We start from the raw sequence: 19760 nt of genomic DNA on the forward strand, positions 1-19760 counted from the left end.
CGGGCCCCCGCATGAAGGTCGTCGGCTTCGCCGGCTACTCGGGCGCGGGCAAGACCACGCTGCTGGAGCGGCTCATTCCGGCGCTCAAGCGGCTGGGGCAACGCGTGTCGGTGGTCAAGCACGCGCACCACAAGTTCGACATCGACCACCCGGGCAAGGACACCTACCGCCACCGCGAGGCGGGCGCCTTCGAGGTGGTCGTGGCCTCCGACCAGCGGCTGGCGGTCATGCGCGAGTTCGAAGTGCCGGTGGAACCCGACGTGCACCAGCTGCTGGCCGAGGTGCACCCCGCGGCCGACTGGGTGCTGGTGGAGGGCTTCAGGCACAGCGACGTGCCGAAGATCGAGATCTGGCGCCAGCCCGAAGGCGCCGAGCCGCTGCGCCCGGTGCTCTACACCGACGACCCCTTCGTGGTCGCCATTGCCACGGACGACCCGGCCAGCCTGCCGTCGCCCACCGAGCGTCCCCTGTTCGACCTCAACGACGCCGAGGCCATTGCCAGGTGGCTGATCGACAGCGGCGAGCGCTTCGAATACAACCCCGAACACCATGGCTGACACACCTGTTCCCTTCGCCGCTTCTTCCCTGCGCCCGCCGTTGATGCCGCTGGACGAGGCCATTGCCGTCCTGCTCGCGAAGGCGCAGCCGGCACTGCCGACCGAAAACGTGATCACCTTCGACGCCGACGGCCGCGTGCTGGCGCAAGACCTGGTTTCCGGCCTCACCGTGCCGCCGCGCGACAACAGCGCCATGGACGGCTACGCCGTGCGCGTGGCCGACTGTGCCGCGCCCGGCGCCGAGCTGACGGTGGCGCAGCGCATTCCCGCGGGCACCGTCGGCACGGCGCTGGCGGCCGGCACGGCGGCGCGCATCTTCACGGGCGCGCAGATTCCCGAGGGCGCCGACGCGGTCGTCATGCAGGAGGACACCGCCGCTACGCCGCAGGAAGGCAGCCTGGGCTCTGTGCGCATCGCCATCGTGCCGGCGGCAGGCCAGTGGGTGCGCCGCGCGGGCGAAGACGTGGCCGCGGGCGACGTGGTGCTGAAGAAGGGCGAGCGCCTCACGCCCGCCGCGCTCGGCCTGGCGGCCAGCGTCGGCTTTCACAAGCTGCAGGTCGCGCGCAAGCCGCGCGTGGCCATGCTCTCCACCGGCGACGAGCTGGTCATGCCCGGCGAGGTCGCGCCTGACGCGATGAAGCCCGGCGCCATCTACAACTCCAACCGCTTCTTCATGCGCGCCTTGCTGCACCGCCTGGGCTGCGAGGTGAACGACCTGGGCATCGTGCCCGACGACCGCGAAGCCACCATCGCCGCGCTGCGCGACGCGGCCGAGGCCAGCGACCTGATCATCACGACCGGCGGCGTGTCGGTGGGTGAAGAAGACCACATCCGCGCCGCGCTGCAATCGCTCGGCGAGCTGCAGCTGTGGTCGCTGTCGATGAAGCCGGGCAAGCCGTTCGCCTATGGGTCCATCGCGCGCAGCAACGGGCAGGGCGCCTGCCATGTGACCGGGCTGCCGGGCAACCCGGTGTCGAGCTTTTTGACCTTCCTGATGCTGGTGCGGCCCTTTCTGCTGACCTTGCAGGGTGCCACGCGCGTGGCGCCCGAACCTGTGCAGATGCGCGCCGACTTCGACTGGCTGCGCGCCGACAAGCGCCGCGAATTCCTGCGCGCGCGGCGCAACGCGGCGGGCGGGCTGGCGCTGTTCGGCAACCAGAGCTCGGGCGTGCTCACCTCGATGGTCTGGGGCGACGGCGTGGTCGACAACCCGGCCGGCCAGACCATCCGGTCGGGCGACACCGTGAACTTCATTCCCTTCGCCTCGCTGCTGGGCTGAGCATTTGCCATGAAGGTCCAGGTCCGTTATTTCGCCTCGGTGCGCGAGGCGCTATCGCGCAGCAACGAAACCGTCGACACGCAAGCCGAAACGCTCGCCGCGCTGCGCGACGAGCTCATCGCCCGCGGCGGCGCCTATGCCACCGCGCTGGCGCGCGGCAAGGCCGTGCGCATGGCGCTCGACCAGCTCATGAGCGACGAGGCCGCAGCCCTGCGCGAAGGCTGCGAGGTCGCTTTCTTCCCCCCCGTTACTGGCGGTTGAGGCGGTCGAGGCGGTTGGGGCCGTCGAGGTGGGCGTCGAGCGCCACGAGGCGCTCGCGCAGCCCTTCGGAGGCGCGGGTCATCGGCGAGCGCAACTCGTCGTGCACCTCGCCCCCGTGCGCGAGCAGCGCCTTCAGCGGGCCGGGGTTCGGTTCGGCGAACAGCATTTCCACCAGCGGCTGCAGCGCCTGCCATTCAGCGCGCGCCTCGGCCAGCCTGTTGTCCGCCAGCAGGCGCACCAGCTCCACGAAGCGCCGCGTCTGCACGTTGCCGCTGGCCGCGATGGCGCCCACGCCGCCTTCGGCCATGGTGCCGAAGATCTGGTGGTCTTCGCCCGTCAGCACCTGCAGCCGCCCATCGGCGATCACCGCGCGCGTCTTGGCCATGTCGCCGCCGCAGTCCTTGATGCCGCGGATGCGCGGGTGCGCGGCCAGCGCCAGCAGCGTGTCGCGGGCGATGGTGACGCCGGTGCGGTAGGGAATGTCGTAGACCAGCACTGGCACCGTGCTCGCGTCGGCGATGGCGCCGAACCATTCGAGCAGGCCGGCCTGCGATGGGCGTATGTAGTGCGGCGCGGCCACCAGCAGGCCCGCGATCGGCCGTTCGCCGAGCTTGCGGGCCCAGGCCGTGGCCTTGCCCAGGTGGTAGCCGGAAATGCCCATGACCACCGGCAAGCCGCCGGCCGCGGCCAGCACGGTGTCGAGCACGGCCAGCTGTTCGGCCTCGTCGAGGGCGGCGGCTTCGCCGGTGGAGCCGCAGGGCACGAAGCCGGTCACGCCGTCGGCGGTCAGGCGGCGGGTCAGGGCGGCAAGGGCGTCGTGGTCGACGGCACCGTCGCGAAACGGGGTGACAAGGGCCACCCAGAAGCCCGAGAAGTCAGGGGCGGTGGCGGTAGGTTGTTGAGGCACGCGGGCTTCCTTCGAGGAATCGACCGATGGAAAGAACCACCGTCGGACGTGCGCGAAACCCATGAAGGGGCCAAAGACCTTGGCAGGTTCCGTCGCTCATCCGACGACGGAACCTCGGCTCCGGTCAGACGAGCTTTGGTTTTTTGGCTTTGCTGCCCTGGCGCGCGCAGCCGCTTCCTGCGTGCGAAAGCACTGTGGAGGGCGTGGCGTGGCAAGGCATGGCGGCAGTCTAGCGCGATGCCACAATCCGGAAATGAACGTTGCGCGTGTTTCCATACAGACGGCCGATTTCGACCTCTCGCAAGAGGTCGCCGCGTTGCGTGCCGGCGACAAACGCGTGGGCGCGGTCTGCAGTTTCGTGGGCACGGTGCGCGACCGCAACGACGGCAGCAGCGTCGCATCGATGGAGCTGGAGCACTACCCCGGCATGACCGAGAAGGCCGTCGAGGCCATGATCGACGAGGCGCACCGGCGCTTCGACATCCTGGGTGCGCGCGTGGTGCACCGCGTGGGCCTGCTGCAGCCGCTGGACCAGATCATGATGGTGGCGGTGGTGTCCGCGCACCGCGGCCAGAGCTTCGAGGCCTGCGAGTTCCTGATGGACTACCTGAAGACGCAGGCCCCGTTCTGGAAGAAGGAACAGACCCCCGAAGGTGCGCGCTGGGTCGATGCGCGCGTGGCGGACGACGCGGCGCTGGAGCGCTGGGGCATCAGCGCTCCCAACGCCTGAGCCGCGTCACTCCCTCTCCCCGAGGGAAGAGGGAGCAAGCGCAAGACATCAGAGCGGCTTGAACCCGCTGCCCTGGATGATCTTTTCCCAGCTCTGCGTGTACGTGCGAACGCGCCCCGCGAACTGCCCCTGCGACTCGTAGCCGACCGTCAGGCCCATCGTCGTCAGCTTCTGCTTCACGTCGGGCATGGCCAGCACCTTCTGCAGCGCGTCGCCGTACTTGTCGATGATCGGCTGCGGCGTGCCCACCGGCGCGAAGATGCCGTAGTAGGGCAGGTCGTCCAGGTTGGCGAAGCCCAGCTCGGTGAAGGTCGGCACGTTCGGAATCACGGCCTGGCGCTTGGCGCCGATGGACGCCACGATGCGCACCTTGCCGGCCTTGTGGTTCTCGATGAAGTCAGGCACCGAGGCGATGCCCGCGGTGATCTGGTTGCCCAGCATGTCGGCCGTCATGGGCGCGCTGCCGCGGTAGGGCGCGGGCTGCACGTCGATCTTGTACTTGTCCGAGATCATCTTCACCAGGAACTCGGGAATCGACGCCGGCGCCGGGATGCCGATGGTTTCCTTGCCGCCCTTTTGCGTGCGCACCCATTTCACGTACTCGTCCATGGTCTTGGCCGGCGTGCCGCCCGAGACGGCCAGCACGTTGGCGAAGGTGGCGAAGCCGGCGACGGGCACGAAGTCGGTGGCGGGGTTGAAGCCCGGGTTCTTGATGACCTGCGGCAGGATCGAGATCGTGTGGTCGTGCGACAGCAGCAGCGTGTGGCCGTCGGCGGGGGAAGACTTCAGCACCGTCGCGGCAATCTGGCCGCCGGCGCCGGCGCGGTTCTCGACCACCACCGGCACGCCCAGCACGTCCTTGAGCTTTTCGCCCAGGGTGCGCGCGATGGCGTCGGTGCCCGCGCCGGCCGGAAAGCCGACCAGCAGGCGGATGGGGGTGCCGCTTTGCGCGTGCGCAAGGCCGCTCAGGCCCAGGGTGCTCAGAGCACTCAGAAGCAGGCCGGCGCTGATCGCCCGGCGCACCGGTTGAACGCGCTGCATTGAAAAAACCATGATCGACTCCATTCGAGAGAGAGAAATGCCTACGGGCAGGAAACGGGTGTCGTGCAATACCCGTGCCCAGGCTCCGGTAGTCCGCACGTAATTGTCAAAACCTTGAATCGTGCCCGAACGGCCCTATTTTGGAAGCAGGAATACCACCATGCGACAAGACAAACTCACCACCAAATTTCAGGAAGCCCTGGGCGATGCCCAGTCGCTCGCGCTGGGCAACGACAACGCCTACATCGAACCGGCCCACCTGCTGGTCGCGATGCTGCGCCAGGACGACGGCCCGCGCGCCCTGCTGGAGCGTGCCGGCGTCAACGTGCCGGGGTTGCTGCAGGCCGCCGAGGGCGCCATCAAGAAACTGCCCCAGGTGCAGGGCCACGACGTCGTGCAGGTCGGCCCCGAGCTGAACAAGCTGCTGCAGGCCACCGAGAAAGAGTCGATCAAGCGCAACGACCAGTTCATCGCGGGCGAACTCTTTCTGCTCGCGCTGGCCGACAGCAAGGCCGACGTCGGCAAGATTGCCCGGGAAAACGGCCTGAGCCGCAAGTCGCTCGAGTCGGCCATCGATGCCGTGCGCGGCGGCCAGGGCGTGAACAGCGCCGATGCCGAAGGCCAGCGCGAAGCCCTGAAGAAATACACCACCGACCTCACCGAGCGCGCCCGCCTGGGCAAGCTCGACCCGGTCATCGGCCGCGACGAGGAAATTCGCCGCGCCATCCAGGTGCTGCAACGCCGCACCAAGAACAACCCCGTGCTCATCGGCGAACCCGGCGTGGGCAAGACCGCCATCGTCGAAGGGCTGGCGCAGCGCATCATTTCCGGCGAGGTGCCCGAGTCGCTCATGGGCAAGCGCGTGCTGTCGCTCGACATGGCCGCGCTGCTGGCCGGCGCCAAGTTCCGCGGCGAGTTCGAAGAGCGCCTGAAGACCGTGCTGAACGAGCTCGCGAAGGACGAAGGTCAGACCATCGTCTTCATCGACGAGCTGCACACCATGGTCGGCGCCGGCAAGGCCGAGGGCGCGATGGACGCGGGCAACATGCTCAAGCCGGCGCTCGCGCGCGGCGAGCTGCACTGCGTGGGCGCCACCACGCTGGACGAATACCGCAAGTACATCGAGAAGGACGCCGCGCTGGAGCGCCGCTTCCAGAAGATCATCGTGGGCGAGCCCAGCGTGGAAGCCACCGTGGCCATCCTGCGCGGCCTGAAGGAAAAGTACGAGGTGCACCACGGCGTGGACATCACCGACCCGGCCATCGTGGCCGCGGCCGAGCTGAGCGACCGCTACATCACCGACCGCTTCCTGCCCGACAAGGCCATCGACCTGATCGACGAGGCCGCGGCCAAGATCAAGATCGAGATGGACTCCAAGCCCGAGGTCATGGACCGGCTCGACCGCCGCCTGATCCAGCTGCAGATCGAGCTCGAGGCCGTGCGCCGCGAAAAGGACGAGGCCTCGCAGAAGCGCTTCGGCCTGATCGAGGGCGAGATCGCCAAGCTGCAGAAGGAAATTGCCGACTACGACGAGATCTGGCAGGCCGAGAAGGCGCAGGCCCAGGGCAGCGCCAAGGTGCGCGAGGACATCGACAAGATCAAGTTCCAGATTGCCGAGTCGACCAGCAAGGGCGACTTCAACAAGGTGGCCGAGCTGCAATACGGCCAGCTCCCCGCGCTCGAGAAGCGCCTGAAGGAGGCGCAGGACGCCGAAGCCAGCAAGGGCAAGTCGAGCGCGCCCACGCTGCTGCGCACGCAGGTCGGCGCCGAGGAAATCGCCGAGGTCGTGGCGCGCGCCACCGGCATTCCGGTCGCCAAGCTGATGCAGGGCGAGCGCGACAAGCTGCTCGTGATGGAAGACAAGCTGCACGAGCGCGTGGTCGGCCAGAACGAGGCCATCGGCGCGGTCGCCAACGCGATCCGCCGCTCGCGCTCGGGCCTGTCGGACCCGAACCGCCCGACGGGCTCGTTCCTGTTCCTCGGCCCCACGGGCGTGGGCAAGACCGAGCTGTGCAAGGCGCTCGCGGGCTTCCTGTTCGACAGCGAAGACCACCTGATCCGTATCGACATGAGCGAGTTCATGGAGAAGCACTCGGTGGCCCGCCTCATCGGCGCGCCGCCAGGCTACGTGGGCTACGAAGAGGGCGGCTACCTCACCGAAGCCGTGCGCCGCAAGCCCTACAGCGTGGTGCTGCTCGACGAGGTCGAGAAGGCCCACCCCGACGTGTTCAACGTGCTGCTGCAGGTGCTCGACGACGGCCGCCTCACGGACGGCCAGGGCCGCACCGTGGACTTCAAGAACACCGTGATCGTGATGACGAGCAACATCGGCTCGCCCATCATCCAGGCCATGGTGGGCAAGCCTTCGGAAGAGATCAAGGAAGCCGTGTGGGACGAGCTGAAGAACTACTTCCGCCCCGAGTTCCTGAACCGCATCGACGAGACCGTGGTGTTCCATGCGCTGGATGCGAAGAACATCGAATCGATTGCCGCCATCCAGCTGAAGGTGCTGACCGCGCGCCTGGCGAAGATGGACCTGGGGCTGGAGGTGTCGAGCGCGGCGCTGGCCGAGATTGCCAAGGTCGGTTTCGACCCGGTGTTCGGTGCGCGGCCGCTCAAGCGTGCCATTCAGCAGCGCATCGAGAACCCGCTGTCGAAGCTGCTGCTCGACGGCAGTTTCGGGCCGAAGGACACCATCGAGGTCAACACCGACCCGATCCAGTCGCCAGGGCAGTTCTCGTTCACCAAGAGCGGGGAACCAACGGCGGCCGCCTCGGCCTAAAGTCGGATGATGAACTTTATTTTTCGCGTCGTTCTTCTGCTCCTGGGGCTGGTTTTCGCGGCCAGCCTGGCCGTGGCGGTGATGCTGCTGGCCGCGGTGTGGGGCATGCGCTACGCCTGGGGCCGGCTCACGGGCAAGCCCGTGACGCCCTGGACCGCGTCGATGGGCGGGCGCTTCAACCCGCGCTCGGGCTTCGACCGGTTTCGCCATGCGGCACAGCCGGCCGAGCCGCAGGCGGCCGACGTGGTCAACGCCCGCGCGCGCGGCGAGTCGGTGCGCAGCCCCATCGCCATCGGCCCCGCCGATGACGTGACCGACGTGCGGGCCCGGCCTGTGCGCGGCGACTGAGCCCGGGCAACGGGCTTCGCGGTCTTGCCGGTTTTTGCAGCCTTCGCTGCCTGGATGTTTACCGGCCCGTAGAATTTCTACTGGCCAGTAAATTCCTTTCTCGCCGCGCTGTGCGGTGTCGGACCTTCGGCCATCCTGTGTCGCACCGATGGCTCGCTCCTTTTCTCCTCCTTCCGTTCCTGATCCCTCGTCCGCCGGATCTTCCGGCTCTCCCTGGGAGCCCGCGGGCAAGCGCGCGCGCCAGCGCGAGGTCAAGCGCCAGGCCGTGCTGCAGACGGCCGCGCAACTCTTCAACGAGCGCGGCTTCCACGCCACCTCGCTCGACGACATTGCCGAGCGGCTGAACGTCAGCAAGCCCACGCTGTACTACTACGTCGAGAACAAGGACCAGATCCTGCTCGAGTGCGTGAAGACCGCGCTCGACCTGATGCATGCCGGCATTGCCGAGGTGCGCGCCAACGGCGGCAGCGCCATCGACCAGCTCGAGGCCTCGATGCGCATCTACGCGGGCGTGGTCACGCAGGACTTCGGCCGCTGCGTGATCCGCATCGGCGAAGACCCGCTGCCCAAGCCGCTGAAGGCCGAGTTGCGCCGCCTGAAGGCGGGCATCGACGCGCAGTTTCGCCAGCTCGTCGAAGCCGGCATCGCCGAAGGCTCGCTCGCGCCCTGCGATCCGAAGATGGCGGCCTTCATGCTCGCGGGCGCGCTGAGCTGGATCGGCCGCTGGTACCGCCCCGGCGGCAGCCTCACGCCCACGCAGATCGCCGACCAGGGCATCGACCTGCTGCTGGGCGGCCTGCTTCAACGGCCCGCGCCCGCCAGCCCGCCCGCCACGGGCGAGGCACCACGCCAATCTGCTGCAAAAAAAGGAAAGACCGCATGACGACAGACGCCCCCTTGCTGCTGGCCCGCGACGGTGCCGTGGCCACCATTCGCTTCAACCGGCCCGGCGCGCTCAACGCCATCGACGTGCCGATGGCCAATGCCTTCCTCGCCGCCGCCCGCGAGCTGGCCGCCGACAAGGGCGTGCGCGCCGTGCTCATGAGCGGCGCGGGCAAGGGCTTCATGGCCGGTGGCGACCTCGGCGTGCTCAGCGCCGACCCGACGCAGGGCGCAGCCGACCTGATCGGCCCGCTGCACGAGGCGCTGCGCGTGCTCGACGCCATGGACGCGCCGCTGGTCGCGCAGGTGCACGGCGTGGCCGCCGGCGCGGGCCTGAGCCTGATGCTGCAGGCCGACTTCGTGCTCGCCGCCGAGGGCACGCGCTTCAACCTCGCCTACGTGAACATCGGCACCAGCTGCGACGTGGGCGCCTCGTGGGCGCTGCCGCGGCTGGTGGGCATGCGCCGCGCGCTGGAAATCGCCATGCTCGGCGACACCTACGACGCGGCCGCCGCCGAGCGCATGGGCCTCGTCAACCGCGTGGTGCCCGCCGCCGAGCTGGAGGCCCAGGCGCTGGCGCTGGCGCACAGGCTGGCCAAGGGCCCGACCGTGGCGCTGGGCAACCTGCGCCGGCTGATGCGCGGCTCGCTCGGGCGCGACCTGGCGGGCCAGCTCGACGCCGAATCGGCCGCCTTCCAGGTCTGCGCGGCCACCGACGACTTCCGCATCGGCCTGAACGCCTTTTTCGACAAGAAGCCGGCGGCGTTCACAGGCCGTTGAATTCCATCTTTCAAACCCAGGAGACCCACCCATGACCCAACGCGACATCTTCGTGGTCGGCACCGCCCGCACCGCCATCGGCACCTTCGGCGGCGCGCTGAAGGACGTGCCCAACACCCAGCTGGCCACCACCGCCGTCAAGGCCGCCATCGAGCGCAGCGGCGTGGCGGCCGACGCCATCGGCCACGTGGTGATGGGCAACGTGATTCCCACCGACGTGAAGGACGCCTACCTGAGCCGCGTGGCCGCCATCGACGCGGGCTGCCCCATCGAGACGCCGGCCTTCAACGTGAACCGCCTGTGCGGCTCGGGCCTGCAGGCCATCGTGTCGGCGGCGCAGGCCATTGCGCTGGGCGACTGCGACATCGCCATCGGCGGCGGCTCGGAGTCGATGAGCCGCGGCCCGTACTTCGACACCTCGGCACGCTACGGCGCACGCATGGGCGACGCGGTGCTGGTCGACTACATGCTGGGCATCCTGCACGACCCGTGGGAGAAGATCCACATGGGCATCACCGCCGAGAACGTGGCCGCGCGCTACGGCATCACGCGCGAGCAGATGGACGCGCTGGCCGTGGCCAGCCAGCAGCGCGCGGCCGCCGCCATTGCCGCGGGCCGCTTCAAGGAGCAGATCGTTCCGGTCGAGGTCAAGACGCGCAAGGGCGTGGTGCTGTTCGACACCGACGAGCATGTGCGCGCCGACACCACCGTCGACACACTGGCGAAGATGAAGCCCGCGTTCAAGAAGGACGGCCTGGTCACCGCCGGCAATGCCTCGGGCATCAACGACGGCGCCGCCGCCGTGGTGCTGGCCGAAGGCGGCCGCGTGAAGGCGCTGGGCCTGAAGCCGCTGGCGCGCCTGGTGGGCTATGCGCACGCGGGCGTGGAGCCGGCGTACATGGGCATCGGCCCGGTGCCGGCCACGCGCAAGGTGCTGGAGCGCACCGGGCTGAAGGTGAGCGACTTCGACGTGATCGAGTCGAACGAAGCCTTCGCGGCGCAGGCCTGCGCGGTCATCAAGGAGCTGGGGTTCGACCCGGCCAAGGTGAACCCGAACGGCTCGGGCATTTCGCTGGGCCACCCGGTGGGCGCGACGGGCGCGATCATCACGACCAAGGCGATTGCCGAGCTGCACCGCACCGGCGGGCGCTACGCGCTGGTGACGATGTGCATCGGCGGCGGGCAGGGCATTGCCGCGGTGTTCGAGCGCGTCTGAGCCCACCCGAGCGGACTCAGGGCACACTTGCCGCCATGCTGCGTCCACCCCTGCTGATCGATCCCGACGAAGTCGAGATCAGTGCCATTCGCGCGCAGGGGGCGGGCGGGCAGAACGTGAACAAGGTGTCCAGCGCGGTGCACCTGCGCTACGACATTCCTGCCAGCTCGCTGCCCGCCGACGTGAAGGAGCGGCTGCTCGCCCTGCGCGACAGCCGCATCACGCAGGAGGGCGTGCTGGTGCTCAAGGCGCAGCAGCACCGCACGCAGGAAATGAACCGCGCCGACGCGTTCGCGCGCCTGCAGGCGGTGGTCGACAGCGTGGCCACGCCGCCGCGCGCGCGGCGCGCGACCAAGCCGACCTACGGTTCCAAGCAGCGCCGGCTCGAGGGCAAGAGCCAGCGTTCGCAAATCAAGAGCCTGCGCGGACGGGTGCAGGACTGAGCGGGGCGCCCCCACCGCGCAGCCGCCGAACCTGCAGCCCCACCCCCACCAGGTACAGCAGGAACAGCACGCCGGTAATGGCCTTGAGCTCGGGCGCATCCGGGCTCGACAGCAACGGCGCGCCCAGCGGCAGGCGCGTCAGCGTCTCGGTGAAGGCCGGAATCCAGTGGAAGAGAAAGCTGGCCGAAAACGCCGCCGCCTCCACGTAGCGCGCGCCGCGCCCGAACAGCAGGCCGCGCCCGGCCGCGGCGCCCACCGCCAGCGCCACCAGCGTGATGATGCCCAGCACATGCGGCTTGCCGAAGCCGCCGTGCTGGAAGATGCCGAAGCCGGTGACGCAGGTGAGCACGGTGGTCCACACGAAGACCTGTCCCAGGCCGGTGCGCATCGTGATTTCCCTGTAGCGAAACAGGGCCCAGAGCCCCGCGACGACAGCGACCAGGCTGATCGCCGTGTGAACCGTGCCGAGGGACGTGAGTCCCAGCCATCCTGTGGGTGCCATGCGGAGCTCCTCGTGTCGTGGTGCGGCATTCTGGCGCTTTGCAATGAATTTGTGTGATCTGGGAGACATTGAGTGCCAAAGACCCCGCTTTACGGGTCTGACACACCACCCAAGCACAATCGGAGTCATGAGAAGGTTCTTTTCGCGCGTGCTGCTGTCCGCGCTGGTACTGGCCCCGGCGGCTGCGCTGCTGACCGGGTGCGGGCCGGGGGGTGCGCAGGGCGCGGGCAACGTGGCGGCCACGGCCGCCGAGCTGAAGTGGGAAGAGCTGATTCCCAAGAGCTGGGACCCGACCAAGCGCTACCGCAACATCAGCCTGGAGGCGCTGCGCGACAACGACCCCATCGCCATCCAGATGCTCGACGAGATGCGCGCCGTGTGGGACAACGCACCGGTCAACGTGGCGCTCGACGGCAAGGCCGCCAGGCTCTCGGGTTTCGTGGTGCCGCTGGACGCCACGCAGGACGGCATTCGCGAATTCCTGCTGGTGCCTTACTTCGGCGCCTGCATCCACACCCCGCCGCCGCCGGCCAACCAGATCGTGCACGTGATCGCGCCCGCGCCCGTCAAGGGGCTGCACGCGATGGACACGGTGTACGTCAGCGGCACGCTGAAGGCGGCGCGCTTCAACTCGGTGGACATGGGCGTGAGCGGCTACGAGATCGCGTCGGCCGCGGTCGAGCGCTTCACGCCGAAGCAGCCGCAGTGAGCTCGCGGAGCTGAACGGGGCCTGCCGCGCCGTTCAGGTCATTCACCGCGCTCAGGTCATGCGCTGCGACAGGAAATCCAGGAACGAGGTGATGCGCGCCGACAGCTGCGTGTTGCGGTAGTACACCGCATTGACGGGCTGGCGCACGTCCACCGTGTCCTTGGCCAGCACCTGCACCAGCGCGCCGCTCGCGCGGTCGGCCTCGGTCATGAAGTCCGACAGGCACACGACGCCCACGCCGGCCAGTGCCAGCTGGCGCAGTGTTTCGCCGCTCGACGCGGCCACGGTGGGCGTGATGTTCCATTCGTCGCCATGCACGCCGCGCAGCGGCCAGCGGTTCAGCGACTCGGGCTGGGTGAAGCCCAGCAGCACATGCCCGGCCCGTTCGGCCAGCTCGCTCACCTTGCGCGGCTTGCCGTGTGCCTCGAGGTAGGCGGGGCTCGCGAGCACGCGCAGCCGGTGCGTGCCCAGCGGGCGCGCGTGCAGCGTGGAGTCGCGCAGCGGGCCGATGCGAATGGCGATGTCGGTGCGCCGTTCCAGCAGGTCGATGGGCAGGTCGTCGGTGTCCAGCTCGAGGCTGATCTGCGGGTAGAGCTGTCGAAACGCGGGCACCAGCGGCACGATGGCGTGCAGCATGAAGGGCGAGGCCGCGTTCACGCGCAGCCGGCCCGCGGGCTGCTCGCGGCGCGCGGCCATGTGCTCCTCGGCGTCGTCGATGGCCTCCAGGATGGCGCGCGTGCGCTGCAGGAAGGCCGCGCCTTCCTCGGTGAGCTCGAGCCGTCGCGTGGTGCGGCGCAGCAGCGTGGTGTCCAGCTTCTGCTCGAGCCGGCTCAGCGCGCGGCTGATGCCCGACACCGTTTGCGCGAGCTGGTCGGCCGCGGCGGTGATCGAGCCCGCGTCCACCACCGTGCGGAAGGCGACGAGTTCCTCGATGGTGGTTTTCATGGACGCAAGGGTCAGTGCGCCGCTTCGGCTGTGGCTTGCGCCACCGGCACGTCGATGCGCGGCATCAGCGCGGCCAGCGCCTCGCCGTCGGTGCGGTAGCTGAAGAGCATCGGCCCGGGCGCCAGCAGGCCGGCGCGTTCCAGCACCTGCATGGCCGGCAGCTTCAGGCCGCTCAGGTGCAGCCGCACGCCCTTGGCTTCGGTCAGCCGGCGGATCGAGCCGAACACCTCGGCGCCGGTGATGTCCACGCGGTTGATGGGCTGCGCGAACAGGCACACGTCGGTGAGCGCAGGCTGCTCGGCCAGCGCCACGGTGAGCGCGCGCTCCAGCGTGGAGGCGGAGGCGAAGTCGAGCTCGGCGTCCATGCGCAGCGCATACAGGTGCGGCGCCAGCGGCGGCAGCTTCCACAGGTGGCGGTCGCGCAGGCTGCCGTCGGGGTGCAGGCCCACCTCGATGATGCGCGGGTGCAGGTGGCGGTACATGTAGTGCGCCATGCTGGCCAGCAGGCCGCCCAGCACGCCCCAGTAGATGCTGGGCGCGGTCGCGATGGTCAGCACGAAGGTGCCGAAGGCAATGCCCGCCTCGATGCGCGACACGCGCCACAGCGCCTTGAAGCTCGCCGGCTTCACCAGCCCCAATATGGCCGTGACCACCACCGCCGCCAGCACCGCCTGCGGCACGTGGTAGAGCAGCGGCATGAGCCACAGCAGCGCGCCGGCCACCACCACCACGCTGAAGAGCGTGGCCCAGCCGGTCTGCGCGCCCGCGTACAGCGTGATGGCCGAGCGAGAGAATGACGAGCTGGTCGGGAACGCGCCCGTGAAGCCCGAGGCCAGCTTGGCCAGGCCCTGGCCGATGAGGTCCTGGTTTTCGTTCCACAGCGTGCCGGCGCGGGCGTTGTCGACCTTAGCGCTCGAGGCGGTTTCCAGGAAGCTCACCAGCGTGATCATCAGCGCCGGCAGCACCAGCGCGCTGAAGGTGCCCAGCGGCAGCAGGCCGGGCCAGTAGAGCGAAGGCAGGCCCGAGGGCAGGCTGCCCACCACCGCGCCGCCGCGCAGCGCGTAGTTGACGAGCCAGCTGATGGCGGCCGCGCCGGCCACCAGCGCCATGGTGGTCGGAAAGCGCGGCAGCAGCCGCTTGCCCAGCCACAGCACCGCGACGCTGCCCAGCCCGAAGGCGATGGCCACCAGGTCGGGCAGCGGGCCGCCCTGCAGCACCTGGGGAATCGTGCGCCCCGTGAAGCCCAGCAGCGCGGGCAGCTGCGAAATGGCGATGAGCACCGCCGCGCCCTGCGTGAAGCCGATGAGCACCGGCGAATTCACCAGCCGCAGCAGCCAGCCGAAGCGCCCGGCGCCCAGCACGATCTGGATGGCGCCGGACATCAGCGTGAGCCACACCGCCATGGCCACCCATTCGGCGCTGCCCGCCACCGCCAGCGGCGCGAGCGACGCGCCGACCAGCAGGCTGGTGAGCGCCGTGGGCCCGACCGACAGCCGCTGCGACGAGCTGAACATCACCGCGACCAGCGCCGGGAACAGCGCCGCGTACACGCCCGTCACCAGCGGCATGCCGGCCAGCGCCGCATAGGCCACGCCCTGGGGAATGACCATCAGCGCCACGGTGATGCCGGCCATGGCCTCGTTGCGCAGCAGCGCGGCGGAAGGGCGCGGCCAGGCCAGGCAGGGAACCCAGCGCGCGAGGCGCTGGCGGAGGGAAGAAGGGGAAGCAGCCGGGGTCATGGACGTTTGCGAGCGCACGGGGAAGCGGGCAGGGCGGAGAAAAAGGCGGCGATCAGGTGCGCGGTGCGCCGCGGGAAGCTATGCGGAATGCAATGAAGGAGGCAGCGTCGGTTTCAGCGCCCCCGGGGCCGTCAGATCAGCGAGGTCGCGTTCTTCAGCACGTAGTCGCAGGCCTTGGTCTTGACCTTCGACGACAGGATCTTGAAGTTCAGCGTCTGGCCGTCGCCGCCTTTCAGCAGGCCCTTGGCGCCGCTGGCGAAGCCGGTCTCCTGCGGCTTCTGGCCGGTGATCTTGGCCAGCAGCTTGTCCTTGACCGAGGCCGCGTCGCCGCCCAGGTAGTTGTTCTTCACGCAGTACTGCAGCACGCCGGCGGCGTTGCCGATGGTGCTGGAGCCGATGGCCGGCATCTTGAAGCCGAGGTTGCCGAGGGCGGAGCCGCCTGCGCTGCCTTGCGAGCCCGCCGAGCTGGCACCGGCGGCCTCGCCGGCCTTTTCCTTCAGCTGGTCGAGCAGGTTGTTGGCCTGCGCCGAGGCGCCCGCTGCGAGCAGGGCCAGGGCAATGAGGGTGGAGCGAGCATGCATGGTGGTCTCCTGTGGAAAGCGGCCACCAGCATAACGGAGACGCCATGGCGCCCGGGGCCCCGCGGCGGGCGTTTTTACTTCGCGCGCGGGGGGCGCTTTTCGAGCAGCGGCGTGCTCGTGCCTTGCACGCCGACCAGGCCCAGCACCGTGACCAGCGAGTTCTGCGCGCCCTTCCAGCCGTCGGTCACGTCGATCCACTCGGACAGCGCGTGGAAGCCGCCGGTCTTGCCGCCGCCGCCGATGATGATGGCCGGAATGCCCAGCGACATCGGCACGTTGGCGTCGGTGCTGGCGCCCGTCAGCAGCGTCTTGTGGCCGAAGGCCGCGTTCGAGCGCGTGGCGGCCTCGACGATCACCGTGTCCGACTGCGTGCGGCCGCCCGGGCGGTCGCCGATGAGCTTGGTGCTCACGCTGAGCGTGTTCACGTTCCAGCGCTTGTTTTCCTCGGCCACCGCCTCGTCGATGGCGGCCAGGATCTTCTTCTCGGTTTCCAGCAGCGGCGCCATCTCGTCGGAGCGGATGTCGACGGCCATGCGCGCGTCCGGCGCAATGGTGTTCACCGACGTGCCGCCACCCACCGTGCCCACGGTGAAGGTGGTCTTCGGGAAGCTCGGCGTGCGCACGTCGGCGATCTTCGCAATGGCGCGGCCCATGCCGTGGATGGCGCTGGGCACCTGGCCGAAAGCGCCGAAGCTGTGGCCGCCCGGGCCCTTGAAGGTCACTTCGTAGCGGTGGCTGCCGGTGCCCAGCATCAGCACCGTGCCTTCGGGCGCGGGCTCCAGGCCGACCATGCCGTCGATGTCGAGGTTGTCTCTGAAGATGGCCTTGATGCCGCGCAGGTTGCCGAGCTCTTCTTCGCCCACGTTGCCCACGAACAGCAGGTCGCCCACGGTCTGCACCTTGTTGTCGTTCAGCACCTTCAGCCACGACAGCAGCACCGACAGGCCGCGCGTGTCGTCGGAGATGCCCGGCGCGTAGAGCTTGCCGTCGCGCTCCTTCACCTTCACGTCGGTGCCGGCGGGGAACACGGTGTCCAGGTGGGCCGAGATGAGCAGCTTGGGCCCGTTGCCCGTGCCCTTGCGCAGGCCGACCACGTTGCCTTCGGCGTCGATCTTCGCGTCGGTGAGGCCCAGCGCCTTCATGCGGGCGAGAAAGGCTTCGGCGCGCTTCTGTTCCTTGAAGGGCGGGGCTTCGATCTCGGTGAGCATCTTCAGGTCTTCCACCGAGCGCTCGTGGTCGGCCTTGACCGCGTCCAGCAGCTTCTGGATGGCGGGCGAGGCCATCAGCTGCGTGTAGGCCTTGTCGATCTCGGGACGCACCTGCGTCGGCGTGGCCGCGACGGAGCCGGTCTGGGCGTGGGCAAGGCCGGCCGCGGCGGATGCGAGCGCAAGCACGAGCGGAGCAAGGCGAAAGAGTGCAGGGCGAGCCATGTGAAGAATCCTTGGAAGTGAAGCGGAAACAAACGAGCCGTCGACGCGGCGTCGTCAGCAATTCTTGCGGCTGTGCTAGGCGGCTGCTCTGGTTTAATCTGCAGCGTTGTCAGTTTTTCTAACGAACCGGCATTTCCGGGGCATTCCCAAGCTGCTTTCATGGCCACCATGCGCCGCCACATTCCCAGCACCCGCGCGCTGCTGATTTTCGACGCCGTCGCCCGCCATCATGGCGTGGGCAAGGCGGCCGAGGAACTGTGCCTCACGCACAGCGCGGTGAGCCAGCAGCTGCGGTTGCTGGAAACGCAGATCGGCGTGCGGCTGGTGCAGCGCACCGCGCGCGGCACCGAGCTGACCGAGGCCGGCAGGCGCTACCACGGCCAGGTGTCGGGCGACCTGCTGCGCCTGCAGAACCACACGCTCGAAGCCATGGCGCAGCGCACCGACGGCCTGCGCTTGCTGGTGGGCGCGGTGCCGGTGCTGGCCGAGGGCTGGCTGATGCCGCGGCTGCCGGACTTCATCGCGCGCCACCCCGGCTGCAGCCTGCACCTGCAGGTGTTTCCAACCCATCTCTACATGGAAGACATGCCCTTCGACGTCGGCGTGCAGTACGACGACGCCGTGTGGCCGGGCGCCAACGCACTGCCGTTGATGGGCGAGTCGTGCGTGGCGGTGTGCGCGCCCGGGGCCAAGGGCCGCGTGGCGATGGCGCGGGGCGACTTCCGCGCCGCGCCGCTGCTGCAACTGCGCACCCGCCTGGGCGCGTGGGAAGAGTGGTTCGCGCAGACGGCCCACGCGCGGGCGCCCGAGAACCTGGTGGCGGGGCACCGCTTCGACCTGTTTTCCACGCTGATCGCCGCGGTGCGCGCCGACCTGGGCGTGGGGCTGGTGCCGGCGTATTTCGTCGAGCGCGAGCTTCGCTCCGGCGAGCTGGTGCTGGCCTGCCCGCACCGGGCGCCGTCGAGCCGGGGCTACAGCGTGTTCGTGGCGCCCAGCCGCACGGACGATCCGCTCATCGGCGCCTTCGTGGCGTGGCTGCGAGCAACGGCTGCGGAGCCACAGCCGCACCCGGCGCCGTCGGTGGCGCCGGCCTAGCCCGGCTGGCGGAACAGCAGCACGGAGTTCGTGCCGCCGAAGGCGAATGAATTGCTGATGGCGGCCTCGAGCGCGGGCGCCGCGGTGTCGCCGGGCGCCACGAGGTTCATGGCGCAGGCCGGATCGATGTCCGCGCAGTGCGCGTTCGGCGGCAGCTGCCGGTGGTGCAGCGCCAGCACGGTGATGAGCGCCTCGATGGCCCCGGCCGCGCCCAGCATGTGGCCGTGCAAGGCCTTGGTCGAGCTGACGCGCAGCGCGCCGAAGTCGTCGCCCCACACGTCGGCCAGCGCATTGCGCTCGACCACGTCGCCGATGCGCGTGGCCGTGCCGTGCGCGTTGCAGTAGCCCACGTCGCGCGGTTGCAGGCCGGCCTGGCGCAAGGCGGCGCGCAGGGCGCGGGCCTGGCCGGGGGCGTCGGGCTTGGTGAGGTGGGTGGCGTCGCTGCTCAGGCCCCAGCCGGCCAGCGTGGCGTAGCTGCGGGCGCCGCGTGCGCGTGCGCGCTCGGCCGATTCGAGAATCAGGAAGGCCGCGCCTTCGCCCAGCGCGAAGCCGCTGCGGTCGGCGGCAAACGGGCGCACCGCGCCGGCTGCTTCGCCGGGCTGGAAGGTGGCCAGCGTCTGCATGGCCTGCCAGGCGACGACCACGCCGGGCACGATCAGCGCCTCGCTGCCGCCGGCAATGGCGATGTCGACCTCGCCGCGCTGCACGGCCTTGGCCGCTTCGGCAATCGCCGCGGACGACGAGGCGCAAGCCACCGAATACGTGAGCACCGGGCCCTGCACACCCTGGCGCATGGCCACGTGGGCGGCCGGTGCGTTGGGCATGAAGGCCGGAATGGTCAGCGGAGACACCCGGCCGTTGCCGCGGTAGGCCGCCTCGAGCGCCGCGGCACCGCCCATGCCGCAGCCGGAGAACACGCCGATGCGTTCGGGGTCGGCATGGCCGGCCGCGACGCCGGCGTCGCTGTTCACCAGGCCCGCGTCGCGCATCGCCAGGTCGGCGGCGGCCACGGCCAGCTGGCTCACGCGGTCCACGCCCGCGAGCTGCAGCTTGGTGAACCAGCGGGTTTCGTCGAAGGCCACGGTTGCCGCGGCGGCCGGCTTGGGCAGTTCAGGAAAGACGGGCTGGATGGCCGAGCGGCCCTGCAACAGCGCGTTGAACAGCGCGCCGGGCTCGTCCCCATGCGGCGCCACGACGCCCAGACCGGTGACCGCGACGGCGTGGTTCACGCTGTTTTCGCGGCTCGCACCTTGTCGACCAGCTGCGCGAGTTCGGCCAGGGTGTCGATGCTCGCGTCTTCGTCGGGCATGGTGATGCCGAAGTGGTCTTCGATGGCGAAGAGAAATTCAGCGAGGGCCAGCGAGTCGAGCCCGCCGGTTTCCCGCATCGATGCATGCGGGTCGAGCTTCGACGGATCGATGCCGTACTTCTCGTGAATCAGGTCCTGCAATTCCTTCAGCGAACTCATCGTGCGATGCCTGTCGTCATGTGCCGCCGATCGATTGCCACCCCTGGAGGGCACGCCATTGAATC

At 69.4% G+C, this 19760-nt stretch carries 21 protein-coding genes; 12 read left to right on the forward strand and 9 right to left on the reverse strand.

Annotated elements, in window-relative coordinates; genetic code table 11:
• The first annotated feature begins 11 nt into the window (after positions 1-11).
• From mobB to moaD, 3 genes are read left to right on the forward strand one after another with little or no spacing between them, the layout of a single operon-like run.
• A complete protein-coding gene (gene mobB, locus AB6807_RS02065) occupies positions 12-557 on the forward strand; it encodes a molybdopterin-guanine dinucleotide biosynthesis protein B (protein WP_371083314.1) in 546 nt (181 codons plus the stop codon).
• Positions 550-1836: a gephyrin-like molybdotransferase Glp gene (glp, locus tag AB6807_RS02070; protein WP_371083315.1), complete on the forward strand. Its 1287-nt coding sequence runs from the start codon at positions 550-552 to the stop codon at positions 1834-1836. Before mobB ends, glp begins: the two co-directional genes overlap by 8 nt.
• Positions 1837-1845: 9 nt before the next feature.
• Entirely contained in the window at positions 1846-2097 is a 252-nt protein-coding gene (moaD, locus tag AB6807_RS02075; protein ID WP_371083316.1) for a molybdopterin converting factor subunit 1, read from the forward strand.
• Here moaD and dapA read toward each other — a convergent pair.
• Positions 2084-3004: a 4-hydroxy-tetrahydrodipicolinate synthase gene (gene dapA, locus AB6807_RS02080; protein WP_371083317.1), complete on the reverse strand. Its 921-nt coding sequence runs from the start codon at positions 3002-3004 to the stop codon at positions 2084-2086. The two genes, moaD and dapA, sit on opposite strands and share 14 nt — an antisense overlap.
• A gap of 253 nt (positions 3005-3257) precedes the next feature.
• Here dapA and AB6807_RS02085 point away from each other — a divergent pair, with 253 nt between their 5' ends.
• Positions 3258-3734, forward strand: coding sequence for a molybdenum cofactor biosynthesis protein MoaE (locus AB6807_RS02085; protein ID WP_371083318.1), 477 nt, complete (start codon positions 3258-3260; stop codon positions 3732-3734).
• A gap of 48 nt (positions 3735-3782) precedes the next feature.
• Here AB6807_RS02085 and AB6807_RS02090 read toward each other — a convergent pair whose 3' ends face one another.
• A complete protein-coding gene (locus tag AB6807_RS02090; RefSeq protein WP_371083319.1) occupies positions 3783-4787 on the reverse strand; it encodes a Bug family tripartite tricarboxylate transporter substrate binding protein in 1005 nt (334 codons plus the stop codon).
• Between the two features lie 148 nt (positions 4788-4935).
• Between AB6807_RS02090 and clpB the strand changes: the two genes are divergently transcribed.
• The 6 genes from clpB to arfB all read left to right on the forward strand — a co-directional run bounded on the left by clpB (position 4936) and on the right by arfB (position 11226).
• Positions 4936-7557 (forward strand): ATP-dependent chaperone ClpB, encoded by a 2622-nt coding sequence (gene clpB / locus AB6807_RS02095; RefSeq protein WP_116907900.1) that lies wholly within the window; start codon positions 4936-4938, stop codon positions 7555-7557.
• Positions 7558-7566: 9 nt separating this feature from the next.
• Positions 7567-7905, forward strand: a complete 339-nt coding sequence (locus tag AB6807_RS02100; RefSeq protein ID WP_286512536.1) for a hypothetical protein — start codon at positions 7567-7569, stop codon at positions 7903-7905.
• A gap of 148 nt (positions 7906-8053) precedes the next feature.
• The gene (locus tag AB6807_RS02105) at positions 8054-8788 is read left to right on the forward strand and encodes a TetR/AcrR family transcriptional regulator (RefSeq protein WP_371083320.1); all 735 of its coding nucleotides are present in this window, start codon (positions 8054-8056) and stop codon (positions 8786-8788) included.
• Positions 8785-9567: an enoyl-CoA hydratase/isomerase family protein gene (locus AB6807_RS02110; RefSeq protein WP_371083321.1), complete on the forward strand. Its 783-nt coding sequence runs from the start codon at positions 8785-8787 to the stop codon at positions 9565-9567. Before AB6807_RS02105 ends, AB6807_RS02110 begins: the two co-directional genes overlap by 4 nt.
• A gap of 31 nt (positions 9568-9598) precedes the next feature.
• Complete coding sequence (locus AB6807_RS02115; RefSeq protein ID WP_371083322.1) at positions 9599-10783, forward strand: acetyl-CoA C-acyltransferase family protein; 1185 nt, start codon at positions 9599-9601, stop codon at positions 10781-10783.
• A 35-nt stretch (positions 10784-10818) separates the two neighbouring features.
• Complete coding sequence (gene arfB / locus AB6807_RS02120) at positions 10819-11226, forward strand: alternative ribosome rescue aminoacyl-tRNA hydrolase ArfB (RefSeq protein ID WP_116908587.1); 408 nt, start codon at positions 10819-10821, stop codon at positions 11224-11226.
• Here the strand turns inward: arfB and AB6807_RS02125 are convergent.
• Positions 11195-11728 carry a hypothetical protein gene (locus AB6807_RS02125; protein ID WP_371083323.1) on the reverse strand — a complete coding sequence of 178 codons (534 nt, stop codon included), beginning with the start codon at positions 11726-11728 and terminating at the stop codon, positions 11195-11197. The genes arfB and AB6807_RS02125 overlap by 32 nt on opposite strands.
• A 127-nt stretch (positions 11729-11855) precedes the next feature.
• Between AB6807_RS02125 and AB6807_RS02130 the strand changes: the two genes are divergently transcribed.
• Positions 11856-12437: a DUF3299 domain-containing protein gene (locus AB6807_RS02130; protein ID WP_371083324.1), complete on the forward strand. Its 582-nt coding sequence runs from the start codon at positions 11856-11858 to the stop codon at positions 12435-12437.
• 51 nt (positions 12438-12488) lie between these two features.
• Here AB6807_RS02130 and AB6807_RS02135 read toward each other — a convergent pair whose 3' ends face one another.
• The 4 genes from AB6807_RS02135 to AB6807_RS02150 form a co-directional block, all read right to left on the reverse strand.
• Entirely contained in the window at positions 12489-13382 is an 894-nt protein-coding gene (locus tag AB6807_RS02135; protein ID WP_371083325.1) for a LysR substrate-binding domain-containing protein, read from the reverse strand.
• Between the two features lie 11 nt (positions 13383-13393).
• The gene (locus AB6807_RS02140; protein ID WP_371083326.1) at positions 13394-15121 is read right to left on the reverse strand and encodes a SulP family inorganic anion transporter; all 1728 of its coding nucleotides are present in this window, start codon (positions 15119-15121) and stop codon (positions 13394-13396) included.
• Between the two features lie 131 nt (positions 15122-15252).
• A complete protein-coding gene (locus AB6807_RS02145) occupies positions 15253-15702 on the reverse strand; it encodes a DUF2501 domain-containing protein (protein WP_116908591.1) in 450 nt (149 codons plus the stop codon).
• A gap of 74 nt (positions 15703-15776) precedes the next feature.
• A complete protein-coding gene (locus tag AB6807_RS02150; RefSeq protein WP_371083327.1) occupies positions 15777-17132 on the reverse strand; it encodes a M20/M25/M40 family metallo-hydrolase in 1356 nt (451 codons plus the stop codon).
• A 168-nt stretch (positions 17133-17300) separates the two neighbouring features.
• On the opposite strand from AB6807_RS02150, the gene AB6807_RS02155 reads away from it, so the two are divergent.
• A complete protein-coding gene (locus AB6807_RS02155; RefSeq protein WP_371084135.1) occupies positions 17301-18227 on the forward strand; it encodes a LysR substrate-binding domain-containing protein in 927 nt (308 codons plus the stop codon).
• Here the strand turns inward: AB6807_RS02155 and AB6807_RS02160 are convergent.
• Both AB6807_RS02160 and AB6807_RS02165 read right to left on the reverse strand, forming a co-directional pair.
• Complete coding sequence (locus tag AB6807_RS02160; protein ID WP_371083328.1) at positions 18224-19456, reverse strand: beta-ketoacyl synthase; 1233 nt, start codon at positions 19454-19456, stop codon at positions 18224-18226. The genes AB6807_RS02155 and AB6807_RS02160 overlap by 4 nt on opposite strands.
• Positions 19453-19695: an acyl carrier protein gene (locus tag AB6807_RS02165; RefSeq protein WP_116908594.1), complete on the reverse strand. Its 243-nt coding sequence runs from the start codon at positions 19693-19695 to the stop codon at positions 19453-19455. The genes AB6807_RS02160 and AB6807_RS02165 overlap by 4 nt, the downstream gene beginning before the upstream one ends.
• Between the last annotated feature and the right edge of the window lie 65 nt (positions 19696-19760).

The organism is Variovorax sp. RCC_210, from assembly GCF_041355175.1.
Lineage (GTDB): Bacteria > Pseudomonadota > Gammaproteobacteria > Burkholderiales > Burkholderiaceae_C > Variovorax.

Coding starts and splice junctions, on each gene's coding strand:
- AB6807_RS02110 (WP_371083321.1), top strand. CDS start 8,785: ATGACGACAGACGCCCCCTTGCTGCTGGCCCGCGACGGTGCCGTGGCC.
- AB6807_RS02140 (WP_371083326.1), bottom strand. CDS start 15,121: ATGACCCCGGCTGCTTCCCCTTCTTCCCTCCGCCAGCGCCTCGCGCGC.
- AB6807_RS02105 (WP_371083320.1), top strand. CDS start 8,054: ATGGCTCGCTCCTTTTCTCCTCCTTCCGTTCCTGATCCCTCGTCCGCC.
- AB6807_RS02145 (WP_116908591.1), bottom strand. CDS start 15,702: ATGCATGCTCGCTCCACCCTCATTGCCCTGGCCCTGCTCGCAGCGGGC.
- AB6807_RS02135 (WP_371083325.1), bottom strand. CDS start 13,382: ATGAAAACCACCATCGAGGAACTCGTCGCCTTCCGCACGGTGGTGGAC.
- mobB (WP_371083314.1), top strand. CDS start 12: ATGAAGGTCGTCGGCTTCGCCGGCTACTCGGGCGCGGGCAAGACCACG.
- AB6807_RS02085 (WP_371083318.1), top strand. CDS start 3,258: ATGAACGTTGCGCGTGTTTCCATACAGACGGCCGATTTCGACCTCTCG.
- moaD (WP_371083316.1), top strand. CDS start 1,846: ATGAAGGTCCAGGTCCGTTATTTCGCCTCGGTGCGCGAGGCGCTATCG.
- AB6807_RS02125 (WP_371083323.1), bottom strand. CDS start 11,728: ATGGCACCCACAGGATGGCTGGGACTCACGTCCCTCGGCACGGTTCAC.
- AB6807_RS02115 (WP_371083322.1), top strand. CDS start 9,599: ATGACCCAACGCGACATCTTCGTGGTCGGCACCGCCCGCACCGCCATC.
- clpB (WP_116907900.1), top strand. CDS start 4,936: ATGCGACAAGACAAACTCACCACCAAATTTCAGGAAGCCCTGGGCGAT.
- glp (WP_371083315.1), top strand. CDS start 550: ATGGCTGACACACCTGTTCCCTTCGCCGCTTCTTCCCTGCGCCCGCCG.
- arfB (WP_116908587.1), top strand. CDS start 10,819: ATGCTGCGTCCACCCCTGCTGATCGATCCCGACGAAGTCGAGATCAGT.
- AB6807_RS02130 (WP_371083324.1), top strand. CDS start 11,856: ATGAGAAGGTTCTTTTCGCGCGTGCTGCTGTCCGCGCTGGTACTGGCC.
- AB6807_RS02090 (WP_371083319.1), bottom strand. CDS start 4,787: ATGGTTTTTTCAATGCAGCGCGTTCAACCGGTGCGCCGGGCGATCAGC.
- AB6807_RS02165 (WP_116908594.1), bottom strand. CDS start 19,695: ATGAGTTCGCTGAAGGAATTGCAGGACCTGATTCACGAGAAGTACGGC.
- AB6807_RS02150 (WP_371083327.1), bottom strand. CDS start 17,132: ATGGCTCGCCCTGCACTCTTTCGCCTTGCTCCGCTCGTGCTTGCGCTC.
- AB6807_RS02100 (WP_286512536.1), top strand. CDS start 7,567: ATGAACTTTATTTTTCGCGTCGTTCTTCTGCTCCTGGGGCTGGTTTTC.
- AB6807_RS02155 (WP_371084135.1), top strand. CDS start 17,301: ATGCGCCGCCACATTCCCAGCACCCGCGCGCTGCTGATTTTCGACGCC.